Source organism: Mesorhizobium sp. M7A.F.Ca.US.005.03.2.1 (assembly GCF_003997795.1).
Classification (GTDB): domain Bacteria; phylum Pseudomonadota; class Alphaproteobacteria; order Rhizobiales; family Rhizobiaceae; genus Mesorhizobium; species Mesorhizobium ciceri.
Map to the genome: position 1 here is coordinate 1 of NZ_RZRP01001352.1, position 1,007 is coordinate 1,007.

General features: G+C 67.2%; 1 protein-coding gene and 1 pseudogene. One reads left to right on the forward strand and one right to left on the reverse strand.

Annotation, left to right across the window (positions count from 1 at the left end):
- A pseudogene (locus EN991_RS37685) lies at positions 1-836 on the forward strand (succinoglycan biosynthesis protein exop); the annotation flags it as partial.
- Here EN991_RS37685 and EN991_RS40520 read toward each other — a convergent pair.
- On the reverse strand, positions 827-1,007 hold a 181-nt coding region (locus EN991_RS40520; protein WP_206519352.1), incomplete at its 5' end, for a hypothetical protein. The pseudogene EN991_RS37685 and the gene EN991_RS40520 overlap by 10 nt on opposite strands.

A 1,007-nucleotide genomic window follows, 5' to 3' on the forward strand; every position in this document is an offset into this window, starting at 1 on the left:
GCCTCGGAGCCATGCGTGGCGCCTATGAGAGCCTGCGTGACACCGCCAATTCGCGCTCGCGTCGCGACCATGGCGCGGACGAACGCCGGACGCCTTACGAAGACAAGGCATATCGGGCAGCGCCGCCGCCGGCGCCGCCATTACCACCAGCGCCGCAGCCATCGACACCCCCGCCTGCATCACCACCGCCGGCCGTGCCACCGCCTGTCCAGCAAGCCGAGGCCTCGCCGGCAGAAGGTCCCGGCCGGATCGGTGCCTTGCTGTCGAGGCTGCACAAGTCCGTCTCCCGCAGGCCATCCCGGGAGGAGCCGTTCGATACCGTCGAATGGGCCTCTGCCGAAAACGGGGAGCCAACGCAGGATCCGCAATACCGCGCCTATCCCCGGCCGGCGCCGGCCTTCGAGCCCCGGCAGGCGGCCGCGACAGCATACCCGGCACCACCTTTCCAGCCCGGCGGCCATCCGCAGCAGACGGCGCAGCCGCCACTGCCGCCTCCCATGATGACGCAGCGGCCATATTCCGGGCCGCAGCTCTATCCCTACGCGCAGCCATTAGGCTACGCGCAGCAGCCGGGCTATCCCTATCCGCAATCGATGCCGGCCGCCAATGCCGGGCAGCAGTCCGATCCGGCTCAGCCCGCTTCCGAGTCCTATCCACAGCCGCCCGTCGCGCAGCAGCAGGCGCCTCAGCCTCATCAGCGATCGGCGGAGCCGTCGCAGGCCGTGGAGGATGCCGAGCAGCAAGCGCCAATCGAGGAAATCCGCGCCAGCCTGCGCGAATTCCGCGAAGCGGTTCGCGAACTGACCGAGAGCCGCACGCGCCGCCGCTACTTCTGAGCCACAAAAATCTGCGCGGTGCCGTACAAAAACATGCCGGTTTCGCGTAAACGGCATGGGACGGCGCTTTGGCGGGATTGCATGTTGGATTTTTCGTGAAGATGCCACGCTGTGAAAGATCGAAAAGCGCGTCGCTTCCGGAAGCGACGCGCTTTTCGATCTTTCACAGCG